At 43.0% G+C, this 17274-nt stretch carries 15 protein-coding genes; 10 read left to right on the forward strand and 5 right to left on the reverse strand.

Annotation, left to right across the window (positions count from 1 at the left end):
• Positions 1 to 32: 32 nt before the first annotated feature.
• The 5 genes from ACR63T_RS08580 to ACR63T_RS08600 form a co-directional block, all read right to left on the reverse strand.
• Complete coding sequence (locus ACR63T_RS08580; RefSeq protein WP_472783697.1) at positions 33 to 1190, reverse strand: DNA topoisomerase IB; 1158 nt, start codon at positions 1188 to 1190, stop codon at positions 33 to 35.
• 208 nt (positions 1191 to 1398) lie between these two features.
• Entirely contained in the window at positions 1399 to 1683 is a 285-nt protein-coding gene (ppnP, locus tag ACR63T_RS08585) for a pyrimidine/purine nucleoside phosphorylase (protein ID WP_472783698.1), read from the reverse strand.
• Between the two features lie 63 nt (positions 1684 to 1746).
• Positions 1747 to 2842, reverse strand: a protein-coding gene (prfB, locus tag ACR63T_RS08590; protein WP_472783699.1) for a peptide chain release factor 2 whose coding sequence is annotated in 2 segments (ribosomal slippage) — positions 1747 to 2769 and positions 2771 to 2842 — 1095 coding nt in all. Because the reading frame shifts where the segments join, the coding sequence is not laid out codon by codon here.
• Positions 2843 to 2957: 115 nt separating this feature from the next.
• Positions 2958 to 3632 carry an HAD family hydrolase gene (locus ACR63T_RS08595; protein WP_201569460.1) on the reverse strand — a complete coding sequence of 225 codons (675 nt, stop codon included), beginning with the start codon at positions 3630 to 3632 and terminating at the stop codon, positions 2958 to 2960.
• Positions 3633 to 3692: 60 nt separating this feature from the next.
• Positions 3693 to 4229 carry a gamma carbonic anhydrase family protein gene (locus tag ACR63T_RS08600; RefSeq protein ID WP_472783700.1) on the reverse strand — a complete coding sequence of 179 codons (537 nt, stop codon included), beginning with the start codon at positions 4227 to 4229 and terminating at the stop codon, positions 3693 to 3695.
• 294 nt (positions 4230 to 4523) lie between these two features.
• Here ACR63T_RS08600 and ACR63T_RS08605 point away from each other — a divergent pair, with 294 nt between their 5' ends.
• The 10 genes from ACR63T_RS08605 to ACR63T_RS08650 all read left to right on the forward strand — a co-directional run bounded on the left by ACR63T_RS08605 (position 4524) and on the right by ACR63T_RS08650 (position 17219).
• Positions 4524 to 5075 (forward strand): phosphatase PAP2 family protein, encoded by a 552-nt coding sequence (locus ACR63T_RS08605; RefSeq protein WP_472783701.1) that lies wholly within the window; start codon positions 4524 to 4526, stop codon positions 5073 to 5075.
• A gap of 337 nt (positions 5076 to 5412) precedes the next feature.
• Complete coding sequence (carA, locus tag ACR63T_RS08610; RefSeq protein WP_472783702.1) at positions 5413 to 6651, forward strand: glutamine-hydrolyzing carbamoyl-phosphate synthase small subunit; 1239 nt, start codon at positions 5413 to 5415, stop codon at positions 6649 to 6651.
• Positions 6651 to 7799, forward strand: coding sequence for an AAA family ATPase (locus tag ACR63T_RS08615; RefSeq protein ID WP_472783703.1), 1149 nt, complete (start codon positions 6651 to 6653; stop codon positions 7797 to 7799). The genes carA and ACR63T_RS08615 overlap by 1 nt, the downstream gene beginning before the upstream one ends.
• Positions 7792 to 8217, forward strand: coding sequence for a PIN domain-containing protein (locus ACR63T_RS08620; RefSeq protein WP_472783704.1), 426 nt, complete (start codon positions 7792 to 7794; stop codon positions 8215 to 8217). Before ACR63T_RS08615 ends, ACR63T_RS08620 begins: the two co-directional genes overlap by 8 nt.
• Positions 8218 to 11496, forward strand: coding sequence for a carbamoyl-phosphate synthase large subunit (gene carB / locus ACR63T_RS08625; protein WP_472783705.1), 3279 nt, complete (start codon positions 8218 to 8220; stop codon positions 11494 to 11496). It abuts the gene before it with no gap.
• Between the two features lie 254 nt (positions 11497 to 11750).
• On the forward strand, positions 11751 to 12227 hold the full coding sequence (gene greA, locus ACR63T_RS08630; protein ID WP_305898458.1) for a transcription elongation factor GreA: 477 nt from the start codon (positions 11751 to 11753) through the stop codon (positions 12225 to 12227).
• A gap of 230 nt (positions 12228 to 12457) precedes the next feature.
• Positions 12458 to 13354: a hypothetical protein gene (locus ACR63T_RS08635; RefSeq protein ID WP_472783706.1), complete on the forward strand. Its 897-nt coding sequence runs from the start codon at positions 12458 to 12460 to the stop codon at positions 13352 to 13354.
• A gap of 217 nt (positions 13355 to 13571) precedes the next feature.
• Positions 13572 to 14840 (forward strand): putative DNA modification/repair radical SAM protein, encoded by a 1269-nt coding sequence (locus ACR63T_RS08640; RefSeq protein ID WP_201569479.1) that lies wholly within the window; start codon positions 13572 to 13574, stop codon positions 14838 to 14840.
• Between the two features lie 60 nt (positions 14841 to 14900).
• Entirely contained in the window at positions 14901 to 15773 is an 873-nt protein-coding gene (locus ACR63T_RS08645; protein WP_472783707.1) for a TIGR03915 family putative DNA repair protein, read from the forward strand.
• A gap of 114 nt (positions 15774 to 15887) precedes the next feature.
• Complete coding sequence (locus ACR63T_RS08650; RefSeq protein WP_472783708.1) at positions 15888 to 17219, forward strand: glycosyltransferase; 1332 nt, start codon at positions 15888 to 15890, stop codon at positions 17217 to 17219.
• Positions 17220 to 17274 lie beyond the last annotated feature (55 nt).

Consider the following 17274-nt stretch of genomic DNA (forward strand, 5'->3'; position numbering starts at 1 on the left):
ATTTTCTCTCCATTATCTTTTAATAGTGGCAATCAGTCTAAACGATTTTGCTCTAAAGTATGCAAGAACCCAAGCAAGGCTTTTTCCTCAACACTTTGATGCTTTTTGGTGCGACCACGGCGAGCTTGCTTGTAAGGCTCATAAAACTGTCCTGCCAAGAATTGCTCAATGATGATAGGATTGATATAAGAGGAGCGACAAACACTTGGAGTATTGCCTAATTCATCAGCCACCTCTTTGACCATCTCAGTAACCAGTTTTTGCCTAGACTTGCTATCAGGCTCGCTGGCTAGTATCTCCTCGTTATCAGAGGTTTGCAACTCATCATAAAGATAACTCGCCGCTAAGACACTAGCCATCCATGTCCGAAAGTCTTTAGCACTATAACGTTTATCGATACTGTCATCGCTGTCATTAACACTACTGCTATCAGCACAAAGATGCTCGCGTAAATAAGTATTAATATCACTGCTATCAACGACTTGCTTGTCACCGTCCTCATCAAAATATTTAAATATCTGATAGCCTGGCAGCTCAGAGCATGCCTGTACAATGTCAATTAAGCGCTCATCTTGCAATTCGATATGATGAGTCTTCGCGCTTTTACCCACAAAATCAAACGCCAAGCCATTATCTGTTTCGCTGACATGCTTACTACGTAGGGTGCTGAGACCATAGCTTTTATTGAGCTTGGCATAGCGACTATTACCGATACGAATGAGCGTGGTTTCTAATAGTTTAACCACTGCTGCCAGTACATTAGCGCGTGACAACGATTCAGCCTCTAAATCCAATTCAACCTGCGCACGCAGATTAGGCAAAGCTTCAGCAAAACCTAGCATCGCATCGAATTTAGCTTGGTCACGTACCGTATCCCATAGCTCATGATACAAGTATTGCTTACGCGCTTTATCATCGCGTCCTGTTGATTGCAGATGACCTTTTTCATCCTGGCAAATCCACACCTCTGACCATAGCGGTGGAATCACCAAAGCATCAAAGCGTTTACGTAGTTTTTTGCATTTTACGGTATTGCCAGTCGCATCCCGATAGGTAAAGCCACGCCCATGACGGCGACGCTCAAAGCCAGGCTCATCATCTCTAACATAGCGCAGTTTGGCGCGCTTGGCTAAGCGCTCATAGTCATGACGCAGATCGTCGATAGTAGCTTGCTCAGCAGACTTTGCCATAAGATAATGCGCCTTGTATTAGATCGATGTTTTTTCGAGGTAGTCAGAGCTTTAGCATAAATAACTACTGCTATTATTACTGTTTGCTTGGCGCAGATAATATGTAAGGCTGTGTAAAAGCTGGGCGTAATAAAACTAAAAAAACGCCAAATGCTGAACACTTGGCGTTTATAAAAACTTTCAAATCAGAGCGATTAAATCTTAATTGCTATTGACCATAAACACATAAATAAGCACTTTCTACTTCGACTTTTACGTTAAATTTTTTATTAGCTTCAACGGTGAATTGCTCGCCAGCATTAAAAGTTTGCCAGTTATCGCTCTCAGGCAGCTTAACAGTTAGAGCACCGCTAACGACACTCATAGTTTCAAACTCACTGGTGCCAAATTCATACTCACCAATCTCCATAACACCGACTGTGGCAGGGAGAGTGCTCGTTTGAAAGGCAATAGAAGTCACTTTATTATCGAAATATTGATTAACGCTTGGCATAAACTTTCCTTAAATTAGTTTTGGTTTTGAACGAATAGTTTGTGCTAATGATTATTATAAAAATTACAATCCTGCTTTTAGGCTGGCTTCGATAAATTGATCCAAATCACCATCGAGCACTGCGCCTGTATTAAAGGTCTCAACGCCAGTCCGCAGATCTTTGATACGCGAGTCATCAAGGACATAAGAGCGGATTTGACTGCCCCAACCGACATCAGACTTGCCATCCTCAACGGCCTGCTGGCTCTCCATACGTTTTTGCATTTCCAGCTCATAGAGTTTGGCGCGTAGCATTTTCATCGCGGTCGCTTTGTTACCGTGTTGGCTACGCTCATTTTGACAGGTGACAACGACGCCACTTGGCTCATGAGTGATCCGCACTGCAGAATCTGTGGTATTAACGTGCTGACCACCTGCGCCCGATGAGCGATAGGTATCAATACGTAAATCGGCTGGATTGATATCGATCTCGATATCATCGTCAATCTCAGGTGAGACAAATACAGCGGCAAATGAGGTATGGCGACCGTTGTTACTATCAAAGGGTGACTTACGTACTAACCGATGCACGCCAATCTCCGTGCGCAACCAACCAAAGGCATAATCACCTTTTATCTCGATAGTCGCCGACTTGATACCCGCCACGCTACCTGATGAGGTCTCAATCACCTCAACCTTAAAGCCGTGCGCTTCCGCCCAACGCGTGTACATACGCAAGAGCATTTCAGCCCAGTCTTGTGCTTCGGTACCACCACTACCCGATTGAATATCTAAATAGCAGTTATTGGAATCCATCTCACCGCTAAACATCCGACGAAACTCTAAGTGAGCGACGCGTTTTTCAGCATTATCTAATTCTGCTTGTACCTCTTTTAGTAGTGATTCATCGTCTTCTTCAACGGCCAGCTCCAGCATCGCTGCAGCATCTTCTAGCGTAGTTTCAAGCGAGACCACCACATCGATAACACCGTCAAGATGACTTTTTTCTTTACTGATTTTCGTCGCACGTTCTGGATCATTCCATAATTCAGGACTTTCCATTTCTAAATTGACTTCCTCTAAGCGCTCTTGCTTACCATCAAAGTCAAAGATACCTCCGAAGATCCTGCCCACGCTCAGATAAGTCTTTGATTTGTTCTTGATACGGATTGATTTCCATAAGTGTTCCTGTGTGTGTTAAAAATACGATGCACTATTTTAAATGAGATTTACGTAAAATGTTTAGCTAACTTTCACTACTACTTATTATAATGATACTGCTTAATGATGATAAACTAAATCGACCAATCCTCAACTGCCCAGCGATGTGCTAGGGCGTGCGCATGTAGCGCGTCATCAGGGGACACGCAGATAGCCACATCCGCCCACTCAAGCAGAGGAATGTCGTTTTTGGAATCAGAATAAGCGTAGGTTTTATCATAATGAATGTCAGCCAGTTGCTGCTTGCCAATCCACTTGTCCAAGTGATAAATCTTACCTTCTTTAAAGTTTGGCTTATCAGCTAATTTGCCAGTATAGCGATCCTCTTTTATCTCAAGCGGTGTCGATAGTACATTGCCATCTTCAATGCCAAAGCGCTTGGCAATCGCAGATACTACAAAGTCATTAGTAGCGGAGATGATAACTACCTCGTGACCCAGCTCAATGTGCTGACACAATACTTCCATCGCCTTTGGGCGGATATGCGGCTCAATTTCAGTTTTGATATAATCTTCACGTAACTCATGCAAACGCGGCATTGGCAAGCTAGTCAAAAACTGGGCGACAAACTCATTGTACTCCGTCGCATCAAGCGTGCCTGCGATATACTCTTCATAAAACTTTTGATTGGCTGTGCGGTACTCGGCCTCGTCAACAAGACCATGATTGACGATATACTCGCCCCATAAGTAGTCACTGTCAACGTCAAGTAAAGTATGGTCTAAGTCGAATAAAGCTAAAATTTTCATAAATAGTGCTCAAAATAATAAGGTTATCAGTTAAAAAATAAGCGTTGAAGAGGGTACGCCCTAATCAGGCTGCTCAACCTCAATAAGACCCGTTTTAAACTTCTGACAGCGATCCGCGTAATGCAGTGCTGATAGCTTTAATAGTGCCGCTTGCTCATCCGTTAGGGTTTTGACCACTTTTGCAGGAGCACCCATAACGAGAGAGTTATCGGGAATCTCTTTGCCTTCAGTCACTAAGGCTTTGGCACCAATGATGCAGTTTTTACCGATTTTGGCGTTATTCAATATCACAGCGCCGATACCGATTAAGCTATTATCACCGACTTCACAGCCATGCAACATCGCTAAATGGCCAATGGTCACATAATCGCCAATCTTAACCTCAATACCTGCATCAGTATGAATCACGCTATTCTCTTGTACATTACTATAATCACCGATATGGATACGCTCGTTGTCCCCGCGTATCACCGCACCAAACCAGACACTAGCCTGATGACCTAAATACACATCGCCAATGACCCGTGCCGTATCCGCCACCCATCCATTGAACGGGCTGGCAAATTCAGGGGTTTTATCCAAATATTGATAAATCATAGTCTAGCCTTATTGTTGTTAAGGTAATTGGTTAAACTTACATTATTAGTTAAAAACACTTGCCTAACAGTCGTTACTATTATTCGTTGCTATCAAGTACTGATTATCAATAGTTATTAGTAGTAGATAATCAGATATTAGCCGTACTTTATAGTACAATTGCCGCAAATGGTACCATTGCCGTAACACCAGTTCTAGCTCATTTAATATGACTTATGAGCAGATAAGAAATTGATAATAGCATTATGCTCTTTACAATAGAATTAAAGCAAAAACATCTTTAGGAATAAGGCTATGCGCTATAAAAATCAAGCCTCGCTACTGTTGCTATCTTCAAGCTTAATCCTCGCCAGTCCTATTTGTGCTGCCGATAATTCTGATCTTGAGCTGGCAGGTGATATCATCGCAGTTGCCATCCCAGCGCTTGCCTACGGTAGCACCTATTATAAAGAGGATAAAGTAGGTCGTCAGCAATTTTATAAATCATTCGCTACTAATCTTGCGGCAACCCAAGTGCTCAAGTCGACTATTGATAAAGAGCGTCCTAATGGTAGTGATGACGATTCATTTCCCTCACGGCATGTCTCAGTAGCTTTTCAAGGCGCTAGTTTTATCCACAAACGTTATGGTTTGGAATATAGTATTCCCGCTTATGTTGGTGCAGGGTTTGTCGCTTATACTCGCATAGAATCTGATGAGCACGATGCTACTGATGTGTTAGCTGGTGCCGCTTTAGGGATTGCCAGCAGTATGTACCTAACCAAGAGCTATAATGAGCAGTTGCATATCGCGACCGATCTAGCGCCAGACTATTATGGGGTATCTATGCATTATGAATTTCCCTGATTGTCTTAAAAGCACCGTAAAAAAATAAAAGCGAATGCTACCACTCCCTCACCTTTTTAAATACTGGCTCTTAAGCCAAAATTCTAGTACAATGCACAAAATCTGACCCTAAGCGAGTGGACATGATGTGAGTTACTCTTCACCTTAACGTGAACTAAGTATCTTTTCATCTATTTGTCTTCTCGCTTTTTTGCGGAAAAAATTCGTCTTAGTAGTAAGCATTGTAATAAGCATTTACAGTAAATACAGACATTGAAAAACCAAATATTTGCATCAATAAATAAAACACCTTTGCAACAAAAGACAGCAAACTCATCAACAATAGCGGAGAATACCATTGAACTCATCGACCCAAACCCAAGCCATTTTGGCACTAGCAGACGGTACTATTTTTCGCGGTATAAGTATTGGCAGTAGCGGGCATCGTGTCGGTGAAGTCGTATTCAATACAGCGATGACAGGCTATCAAGAGATCCTAACTGACCCAAGCTATGCCCGTCAACTGGTCACCCTAACCTACCCACATATCGGTAATACAGGCACTAATACTGAAGATAGTGAATCAGGTAACGCGCATAAAATCTGGGCAGAAGGTCTTATTATTCGTGATGCCACTATGGTTACTTCAAACTTCCGCAACTCTGAGTCGCTGACTGACTATCTGCTAAATAATGATACCGTTGCTATCGCTGAAATCGATACTCGCCAGCTCACCCGTATATTACGTGATAAAGGTGCTCAGCACGGCTGTATTATGACGGCATCAGATGGCGAAACTATCAGCGATACAGACGTACAACAAGCGATCAAGTTAGCACAAGGCTTTGCAGGTCTAGAGGGTATGGATCTCGCCAAAGAGTGCTGTCATCCTGATGGGTTTGAGTGGACAGCAGGCACTTGGGAGTTGTCTGATACGCTCCTAAATCGTGATGCACCTGGTAGCCATGATAGCGGTACGGGTGGCTTTTTTAAGCAGCTTGGGGAGCACATCGAGCACAAATACAACGTTGTCGCTTATGACTTTGGTACTAAGACCAATATCTTACGTATGCTGGTTGACCGTGGCTGTAAAGTAACGGTCGTGCCAGCACAAACGCCTATTGCAGATGTCATCGCGATGAATCCAGACGGTATCTTTTTATCCAACGGTCCTGGTGATCCTGCGGCCTGTAGTTACGCTATCGACAGCGTGCGTCATATCATTGAAGAGACTAACATTCCAACCTTTGGTATCTGCTTAGGCCATCAGCTCATCGGTCTAGCCAGCGGCGCTAATACTATTAAGATGAAAACGGGTCATCATGGTGCCAATCATCCTGTACAAGATTTAGAATCTGGTGTGGTAATGATTACCAGTCAAAACCATGGCTTTGCGGTTGATGAAGATACCTTTCCTGATAACGTAAAATCAACCCATCGCTCATTATTTGATGGTACCAATCAAGGTATGGAGCTGACTAATAAGCCTGTGTTTAGCTTCCAAGGTCATCCAGAAGCCAGCCCTGGCCCGCATGATGCGGATGGATTGTTTGATCGTTTTGCTGAGATGATGGATAAGGCTAAGGCGGCTGTCTAATGCAACCAAATTCAACTCAAGAGTGGAAAATTAAAGACCTTAAAGGCGTTGGCGATGTTGAATTATCATTGGACGCAAGTAAACGTGTCTTTGTTTTTTTTGGTAGTAATGGCGTTGGCAAAACCAAGACTTTAGAGGCTCTACTTTATTTTTCGCTAGCGCAGAATAAAAATTTTGCACCTAAAGGTCATGCATTAAAAGTACCAGATAGTATTTTTCAATCAATATGTTTAAATAATTTATGTATAAATGTGAAGAACGCTTTACTAAGCGAAAATGAAATTTATCTTCCTAAAATATTCAATCAAGTTGAGGTAAAAAATTACGACTCAGTTGCTTACCTAGGAGCAAAACAACGAGGTTCATCTGAAAAAGATAGTAGCCTTAGAAATAAATCCATGGGAAGTTCTGAGTCACGCAAAAGTATCCATTCTGATTTTTTTGAGTTAGCTAGTGTTAATGGTAATTTAGATAAATTAGGGATGAATCAAGATATTCATCATTGGTTCATTGAACGTGCCCAGTCTGTCAATCCTTATCAAAAATCTGAGGATAATCGGCAAGTTGATATAGATACAGTACTCAGTGCTTTAAATACTTTAGATAATCGTATTGGTAAGACGCTTAATGTCGATGGTGATGATAATGTTTATTTGACTATCGAAGGTCAAGAAACTGAATTAAATGAGCTTAGTTCAGGCTTTATCTCAGTCGTGAAGATCATTCAAGCCATTGTATCTGCCTACTCTGCTTTTACCAACGCTCAAGATTTATTGAACGTCAAAGGCGTGGTACTCATTGACGAAATCGAAAGCCATTTGCACGTAGAATGGCAAACACGAATCATACCAACACTAAAAGAGCTATTTCCAAATACTACTTTTTATATTGCTACTCACTCCCCCTTAGTGCTATCCCAATTAGATGAAGGTGAAGCTTATTTACTCAAGCGTGAGAATGACGATGTCATACGCTCACACGTAATTGATTCACCGAATAAACGTATTCTAGCTAACGTACTACGTGATGCTTTTGGTATTGATTTGAATGCGCTCAAAAGAGAATCCATGGAAGATAGTGATCAGGATTTGGCTAAAAGCCGCTTATTAAAGCTGCTAAGAGATCCAGCAGGTGACGTAAGTGAGTAAATACATTCTGCTAGATGCTAACTTACTGATCGGTGCTTTTGATCACGATGACACTAATACAAAACATATTGAATCTAAAAAAATTGTCGAGTCTTTATTATTAGATGTTAATGTAAAAATCGCTATAACGCCTTTAATTCGCTATGAAGTATTACGTGGCGTGCGTCGCGTATCCACTGAACAGATGGTAGAGATTTTAAACGATTTTGAAGAGTTTGAAATTACCGATGTAGAAGGTAATAGAGCCTCAGAGATATATCGTTTAGCCTTCTCACAAAACCAGAAATTAGATAAACGCAGTTTTGACGTCTTTCATTATGTTGTCGCTGAAATCCGAGATTTAAAATGGATGAGCCAAGATACTGATATAAGCAAAATTGCCAGTCTCGCTAAACCCATTATTAAAGGACAACTATAAATGCCAAAACGTACCGACATAAAAAGCATTCTTATCATTGGCGCTGGCCCCATCGTCATCGGTCAAGCCTGTGAGTTTGACTATTCAGGCGCACAAGCTTGTAAAGCGCTACGTGAAGAAGGCTATCGCGTCATCTTAGTCAACTCAAACCCTGCCACGATCATGACTGATCCAGATATGGCGGACGCCACTTATATTGAGCCAATTACTTGGCAGACGGTTGAGCAAATCATCGATAAAGAGCGCCCTGATGCTATCTTGCCAACCATGGGCGGTCAGACCGCGCTGAACTGTGCCTTAGAGTTAGATAAACATGGCGTGCTAGCTAAGTACGGTTGTGAGCTGATTGGTGCGACCAAAGACTCTATCGAGATGGCAGAAGACCGCGACTTATTCGATAAGGCCATGAAGCGTATCGGCCTTGAATGTCCGCGCGCTGAGATTGCTGAAACCATGGAAGAGGCTTTTTCGACTCAAGAGAAGATGGGCTTTCCGTGTATCATTCGTCCGTCATTTACGATGGGTGGCTCAGGTGGCGGTATCGCTTATAACCGCGAAGAGTTCATTGAGATTTGCGAGCGTGGTTTTGACTTATCGCCTACTCATCAGCTCTTGATTGATGAATCACTAATCGGCTGGAAAGAGTACGAAACCGAAGTCGTCCGTGATAAAAACGACAACTGTATCATCATCTGTACTATTGAGAACTTTGATCCCATGGGCGTACATACAGGCGACTCTATCACCGTCGCGCCAGCGCAAACCTTAACCGATAAAGAATATCAAATCATGCGTAATGCGTCGATTGCGGTATTACGTGAGATTGGCGTTGAAACAGGCGGCTCAAACGTACAGTTCGGTATTAATCCTGATAACGGACGCATGGTGGTGATTGAGATGAACCCGCGCGTATCACGCTCCTCAGCGCTAGCGTCAAAAGCAACGGGCTTCCCTATCGCTCGTATCGCCGCTAAGTTAGCGGTTGGTTATACCTTAGATGAATTACAAAATGAAATCACCGGCGGTAAAACTCCAGCGAGCTTTGAGCCGACTCTGGATTATGTGGTTACTAAGATTCCACGCTTTAACTTTGAAAAGTTTCCACAAGCAGACAACATTTTATCGACGCAAATGAAGTCGGTTGGTGAAGTCATGGCGATCGGTCGTAACTTCCAAGAATCCATGCAAAAAGCGCTACGTGGTCTTGAGACTGGCGCAGACGGTTTTGATGAGCAGATCGATTTTGCCGCTATCAAAGATGGCAAACTCAGCGAAGATAAAGCCCGCTCTGAGATTACCAATCGCTTAACTATTCCGACCCCTGAGCGTATCTTCTATATTGCTGATGCCTTCCGTATCGGTATGAGCGTCGATGAAGTATTTAAATTAACCAACATCGATCGCTGGTTCTTAGTACAGATCGAAGATATTATTCAAGTGGAAGCAACGGTCAAATCGCTAGGGTTTGGTGGTCTTAATGAGACTAATTTACGTAGCTTTAAGCGCAAAGGCTTATCCGATTTGCGTTTGGCTAAATTGCTTGGCGTCTCACAAAAGCAGCTGCGTAAAAAGCGTTGGGACTTAAATGTCTATCCTGTTTATAAGCGTGTCGATACTTGCGCGGCTGAGTTTGCGACTAGCACCGCTTATATGTACTCGACCTATGACAGCGAGTGCGAGGCCAACCCGACTGACAAAAAGAAAATCATGGTCATCGGCGGCGGTCCAAACCGTATCGGTCAAGGTATCGAGTTTGATTATTGCTGCGTTCATGCTGCGCTTGCCATGCGCGAAGACGGCTACGAGACTATCATGGTCAACTGTAACCCTGAAACCGTCTCAACCGATTATGATACCTCAGACCGTCTCTACTTTGAGCCAATCACCCTTGAAGACGTGTTAGAAATCGTCCGTATTGAAAACCCAGATGGCGTAATTGTACAGTTCGGTGGGCAAACACCATTGAAGCTCGCCCGCTCTCTTGAAGCTGCTGGGGTCAAAATCATTGGTACGAGTCCTGACGCTATCGACCGTGCTGAAGACCGCGAACGCTTTCAGCATATGATTCAGCAATTAAATCTAATCCAACCAACTAATGCCTTGGCGACTAGCTTAGAAGACGGCTTATTTAAAGCCAAAGACGTCGGCTATCCATTAGTGGTACGCCCATCCTATGTGTTGGGTGGTCGCGCTATGGAGATCGTCTACAACGAGGAAGAATTAAGACATTACTTGCGTACTGCGGTACAAGCGTCTAACGAGGCACCAGTACTATTAGATCGCTTCTTAGATGACGCGATTGAGGTCGATGTGGACTGTGTTTGTGACGGTACAGACGTGGTGATCGGCGGTATCATGCAGCATATCGAACAGGCAGGCGTGCACTCTGGTGACTCGGCTTGCTCATTACCACCCTATTCGTTATCAGAAGAATTATGTGATGTGATGCGCGCGCAAACAGTGGCGATGGCAAAAGAGCTTGGTGTCATTGGTCTGATGAACGTACAGTTTGCGGTAAAAGGTGAAACCATCTACATCTTGGAAGTCAATCCACGCGCAGCTCGTACCGTACCTTTTGTCTCTAAATGTATTGGTACGTCACTCGCGAAAATTGCCGCGCGCTGTATGGCGGGTACTTCTTTAAAAGATCAAGGCTTTACTAAAGAGATCGTGCCGTCATTTTTTGCAGTAAAAGAAGCGGTATTCCCATTCGCCAAATTCCCTGGCGTCGATCCTATCCTAAGCCCTGAAATGAAATCTACAGGTGAAGTTATGGGTGTTGGCAAGACCTTTGGCGAGGCATTCTACAAAGCGGTTATCGGTAGTAATGAGCGTCTGCCAGGCTTGCCTACTGATGGCGAAATTAAAACGGTATTCATCTCAGTACGTGACAGCGATAAAGAGCAAGTCGTACCTATTGCCCGTCAGTTAGCCGACTTTGGCTTTACTATTGTCTCAACAACGGGTACCAAAAAGGTTTTGGATGCTCACAATATTAAGTGTACACAAATAAATAAAGTCACCGAAGGTCGTCCTCATATCGTTGATGCCGTCAAAAACGGTAAGATCGATTTGATTATTAATACGACTGAGGGCAAGCAAGCGCAAGAGGATTCGTTCTCTATTCGCCGCAGTGCCTTACAAGGTAAAGTGTTCTACGTGACGACTTTGGGCGCAGCCGATGCGGTCTGTAAATCTTATGACATTGAGTTACCGTTTGATGTTTATAAATTGCAAGATTTACATCAGCAAGCAAAGTCTATTGACGTGGCTCAATAAATTGCGTAGATTAAGCATAACGATTTCGCTTATTTATTAAAAGCAACTTATAGCAGCAACCTTAAAAAGCATAGTGGCCCAACTGCGACTATGCTTTTTATTACGTAAGTTGATTACGAGTTGCTGTTTTTAGCGGTTCAACCAAATACATCCATTTTATATTTTATATTTTATATTCATTTTAATAGCCTATTAATCTTTATCACACCATCTCAGTAAGAGGTGGTGTGATGTTATTGGCTTAAGGAAAAAACATGCAACGTTACCCTATGACTCCACAAGGACACGCCGCTCTTGAGAGTGAGCTTAAGCAACTAAAAAGTATTGACCGTCCGCGTATTACCGCCTCTATCGCCGAAGCACGCGAACATGGCGATCTAAAAGAAAACGCTGAATACCATGCTGCTCGTGAGCAACAAGGATTTTGTGAAGCACGTATTCGTGATATCGAAGCCAAGCTTGGCGGCGCGCAAGTAATTGATCCCTCAACGCTCAAAAACGAAGGCCGCGTAGTATTTGGCGTCACTGTCGTCATTGAAAATATGGACACCGAAGAAGAAAAACGCTATCAAATCGTCGGTGATGATGAAGCCGACTTCAAAGCGGGTAAAATCTCGGTCAACTCGCCTATCGCTCGCGGTCTAATTGGTAAGTTTGAAGGCGATGAAGCCCGTATCGAAACCCCAAAAGGCGTGGTTGAGTACGAAGTGATGAAAGTAATTTATAGCTAATTAGTTATAGTTATAGACAGAAAGTTTAAAGTGTTAGCAATGCTTTGCATGCCTGAGTTGGATTAATTCATACTTAATCCAACTCAGGCATTTTATTGTCTGCCAGTTACACAATGTGGCTGTTCTTACACGATGCTGCTGTTCTATAGTCGTTGCTTTAAAGAATAATCATCTGCGTTCAAAAGTTAATTTATTTGCTAACTATTAAACCCCTTTTTAAGGAAAATATCATGATCATAACCACATCTATCAAAAAAACAGCCCTAGCTACTGCGCTGATTGCAGGCTTATTGGCTAGCGCTAGCAATGCTGCCCCGATGGTAGTCGTTAATCAGGGCAGTACTGCCAGCTCTACGCTAGTTGAGCAGTATGCAGATGGCAAAACTACGACGATTACCGCAACGCCTAACGGCATCAGTATGCGTGATGGTGCGCCCTTTTATGCAACCCAAATCACCACTGTACCTCGCTATACTATCAGTCAAGGGGCCTCTACAGTCGTCACTACCAGCCCAGTAGTATCAGCACCGATAACGGGTCAAGTCACCCAGCAGATCGGCAATACAGTGGTCACGACTCCTATTGCGGCGCCCGTTATAGCGCCTACTCAAGTGTTGACCCCTATCACTACCACTGTTCCTATAGTCAATCATCAAGTTATCAGTACCCCAGCTGTCAATAGCTCTATAGCCAACAGTCAAGTTATCTCAACGACCTCTATAGATACGCTACAGCTGACACCAACTTTCAGTACACCAAATGTCGCCACAGCCAATACTAAAATCATGAAAATATTAAAGAATAGCGCTGGACGCGACATTGCCGTTCCTGCTAATAATATTGCTCCTGGTGACGTTATTGAATATCATACGACTTACGTTAATAATAGCGCTCAGCCTATACGTGACTTGAATGCAACGGTAACGTTGCCCAATGGCGTTCAATTAGTATCGTTAAACAGTCCGCTATCGACTATGGGTACTATCGGTGGCGATAATTATCAAACCATTCAGCAAATGGGTAATGATGTAGTGATTCAACAAAACTACTCTGGTCTAAGATGGAATCTTGTTAATCTTGCTGCTAATACTCCGCAGACAGTAGTTATTCGCGCTAAAGTACAGTAGCTTAGATTTGAGGATGATAGTGCGATAAAGCATTAAAATTTGACTAAGAAAAAATGTAAAAAGGTCTTGAATATTCAGGGCCTTTTTTTGATGTCGTAAAAATCATATATACGACAACCGTTGTCGTATAGCGTCTATACTTTGTCAATAATTACAGTGACTTACACTGTATTTTGTTAAAATAGCCCTCTATTAATGGCTTGGTAACTATTTACTTATGGCAACGATTAATTATGATAGATTACAAGGTAAGCTCAATATTTTAGCCGATGCGGCAAAGTATGATGTCTCTTGCTCCTCCTCCGCTGGTACCCGCAAAAATCAGGGCGGTGGCCTTGGTGATGCCTCAGCTACTGGTATTTGCCATAGCTATACCGAAGACGGTCGCTGTGTCAGCTTACTCAAAATCCTACTGACCAATCACTGTATCTACGACTGTGCATATTGCACTTCGCGTAAAAGTAACGACACCCCGCGTGCTGCTTTTAGCGTCGAAGAAGTGGTTGATTTAACTATGCAGTTTTATCGTCGTAATTATATCGAAGGCTTATTCTTAAGCTCAGGTATCTTTAAAAGTGGCGATTATACGATGGAGCGTTTGGTTGAGGTGGCAAAGATACTACGCACCCGCGAGCGCTTTAACGGCTATATTCATCTAAAAACTATTCCAGGCGCGTCAAAAGAGCTGCTATTAGAAGCTGGCCTGTACGCTGATCGTTTAAGTGTCAATATTGAAATCCCTACTATATCTGGTCTAGCGCTGCTCGCACCAGAGAAGTCACATGACGAGTTAAAAGCGCCCATGGAAACGGTCAAGACGGAAATCATTACTATCCGTGAGAGCCGTAAAACCCATAAAAAAGCGCCCAAATTCGTGCCAGCAGGTCAGACCAGTCAGATGATCGTCGGCGCGAGTAACGAGACGGATTTGCAAGTGATTCAGCTCTCGAGTCACTTTTATAAAGAGTATGATCTCAAGCGTGTCTATTACTCAGGTTACGTGCCGATGTTATCGGATAGTCGCCTGCCAGCAATTGGTACGCCTGTGCCGATGATTCGCGAAAACCGTCTCTATCAAGCGGATTGGCTCATGCGCTTTTATGGCTTTGGCGCGCATGAGATCGTTGAGCCAGACTCGCCATTTTTGGATTTAGATTGCGATCCTAAGCTAGCTTGGGCGATACGTCATCGCGAGCACTTCCCTGTTAATATTCAGACCGCCTCCTATGAGATGATTGTACGTATTCCTGGTATTGGTACTAAGACGGCAAGAAAGATTGTCAAGGCGCGTAAGTTCAATCAGTTAACGCTATATCATCTAAAGAAAATGGGTGCTGCGGTTAATCGTGCGAAGTACTTTATTGCGACCACAGGCAAGAATGAGCATCTCTCACATTTGACTCGTGATAACTTTCGTCAATATGTGCTCGCGCAAACTCAAACGAAGTTTAAAGATCAACGTAGTGGGCAGTTAGCGTTATTCTAGACGATAGTTTGTATTTATATTCTTATTAAGAAAAGCCTTTAAATTATTTTAGGATAACCTATGACTCAGCTCGCTTTAAAAGACGATTTTGCAGTCGGTCATCTAACACCAAGTATCTTATTATACGAGCCAAGCTTTGAAGGGTGGCTCAGTGCGGTTTATCAAGTATATGAGCGTAAAATGCAGCATGATGAGTCGTTGCAATTAATTGCCGAGAATCGCTATATACCATCTTTGATTAGTGGCGCAACTAGTGTGATTACCGATGATGAGCAAGCGCAGCGGGTACTAAAAAAGCTGAATAAGCTATTAGGGCGCTCAGGCATGCGCCAAATACTTTGGGGCTTTTTGTCGGAGAAACCTAACATTGGCACGACATTATTTCATATCGTCAAATACGCCATTTACTATCCTAAGCGAAATATTCTAGAAGATTTAGGTCATTTGGATGTGTTAGAACTGGCGCAAACGGTCAAATCCGTACATCGTGAAAAGCATCGCATGGAGGCCTTTGTGCGCTTTGAGCATACCACTGACGATATTTACTTTGCGCGTGTAGAGCCTGATTTTAATGTGCTGCCTATTATCGGTGAGCATTTTCGTCAGCGCTATCAGGATCAGCATTGGGCGATATATGACTTAGTTCGTGGCTATGGTATCTATTATGATAAATCTGGCAGTACGCCATCGCGACCTGCTGAGCTACAAACTATTAGTGATCTTGATGATGCGGTACTACGTAATCCTACCAGCATTCATAGTCCTGATGAGCAGCGTTATCAAAGGTTTTGGCAGGGGTACTTTACTAATGTCAATATTAAAGAGCGCAAAAATACACGCCTGCATAAGCAGCATATGCCACAGCGCTATTGGAAGTACCTTAGCGAAAAGCAAATCCTACCTAATGCTGAGTACCTACAAAAGAAACGTTAACATTTATGAGCTATTATCTTATTAAATTTTTAGCTAACTCATCTCTAAGGTTGAGTTTTTTACGTTTCTGACTGACAATAGCACCTTAACCTCGTTGATGTGTATATCTTCTTTATGATAGTGATGCGCCTGTTATCCTCCCTAAAACATGATGAGTCCGAACGGGGCATCTTTCATCTTGGCCGTGCTTTGGTCAAAAAAGATCATACGTCAATTATCATCTCCAGCGCGGATAATGATAATGAGCTGGTTAAGCGCTTGGAGCGTGAGGGTAACCTGTATCATCAGCTGTATATGAATAAAAAGTCATGGGCCGCGTTATTACAGATTATTCCTTTACGTCATCTTATTGAAAAATACAATCCTGATGTGATTCATGTGCATTCGCGTACACCCGCTTGGATCTTGCATTTAGCACTACGCCGCGCACGCGTCAAACGTCTGCCCAAGATAGTCTCGACGATGTATGGGTTTTATCCGATTAATAAATACTCACAAGCCCTACTCGATGTCGACACAATTATTACTGTCTCTGATAGTGTGACTAATTACCTAACCAAGGGCTTGCGCCGTGAAGAGATGGGTCGCAAAGTCATCAAGCGTATTTATCGCGGTGTCGACACCCGCCGTTACCCTTATCGACATAATCCATCAGTGTATTGGCTAAGGCGTACCTTTGCAGAATTCCCTGAGCTTGAGCATAAAAAGTGGCTCGTATTTCCAACCGTTATTGGCAATGAATACGGTCAAGAATGGTTGATCGATATCTTAGGCAATTTGCAAGAGCAGTTCCCCCTGATTCATGCAATTATTATGGATGAGGATTATAGAGAAGGCGATGTAGCACATGAGGACTTTCGTCAACGTATGAATGCGCTTGGATTAGGTGAGCGGGTGACGTATGTCGGCAGCAAGCGTAATGATATGCGCGAATGGCTATCAGCGGCCAATATCGTTATGGCACTAGCCAATCAGCCTGAGTCCATCGGTATTAATGCTCTGCAAGCTATTCATTTAGGCACGCCCGTTGTCGGCTGGGATCAAGCCGCCTTTAGTGAAATTTTGCAGCCACTATATCCGCAAGGGTTAGTCAAAAAATACAATGCCCAAGCACTATGTAAAGCGGTTAGAAACCAATTAGAAGGCGTGACCCGTCCTGAGATGACAAATCAATTTACCATGCGTGAGATGATTGATGAGACCATAAAAGTTTATCAAAAACTGTATGAAGAAGCGCTAAGTGAAGAGCAGGCCCGTCTGGACGCTTATACGACAAGCAAAATTAAAAAGCATCTTAAAGCCGCTGCTAAACCCTTTAGTAAAGTGTCAGATCATTTTATTAATAGTGAAGATATCAAATTTAATAACAAGCTTAAAGGCGATGCTAAGGTATCTCTTATAAAACAAAAAGCTGTCAAAAAAGCACGAGATCAAGACCAACAATAATCTTTATTTACCTCTCTTTTGGCATTCCTTTGTTGAGGCAAGTTTATCCAGAAGT

The organism is Psychrobacter sp. M17(2026) (genome assembly GCF_055699815.1).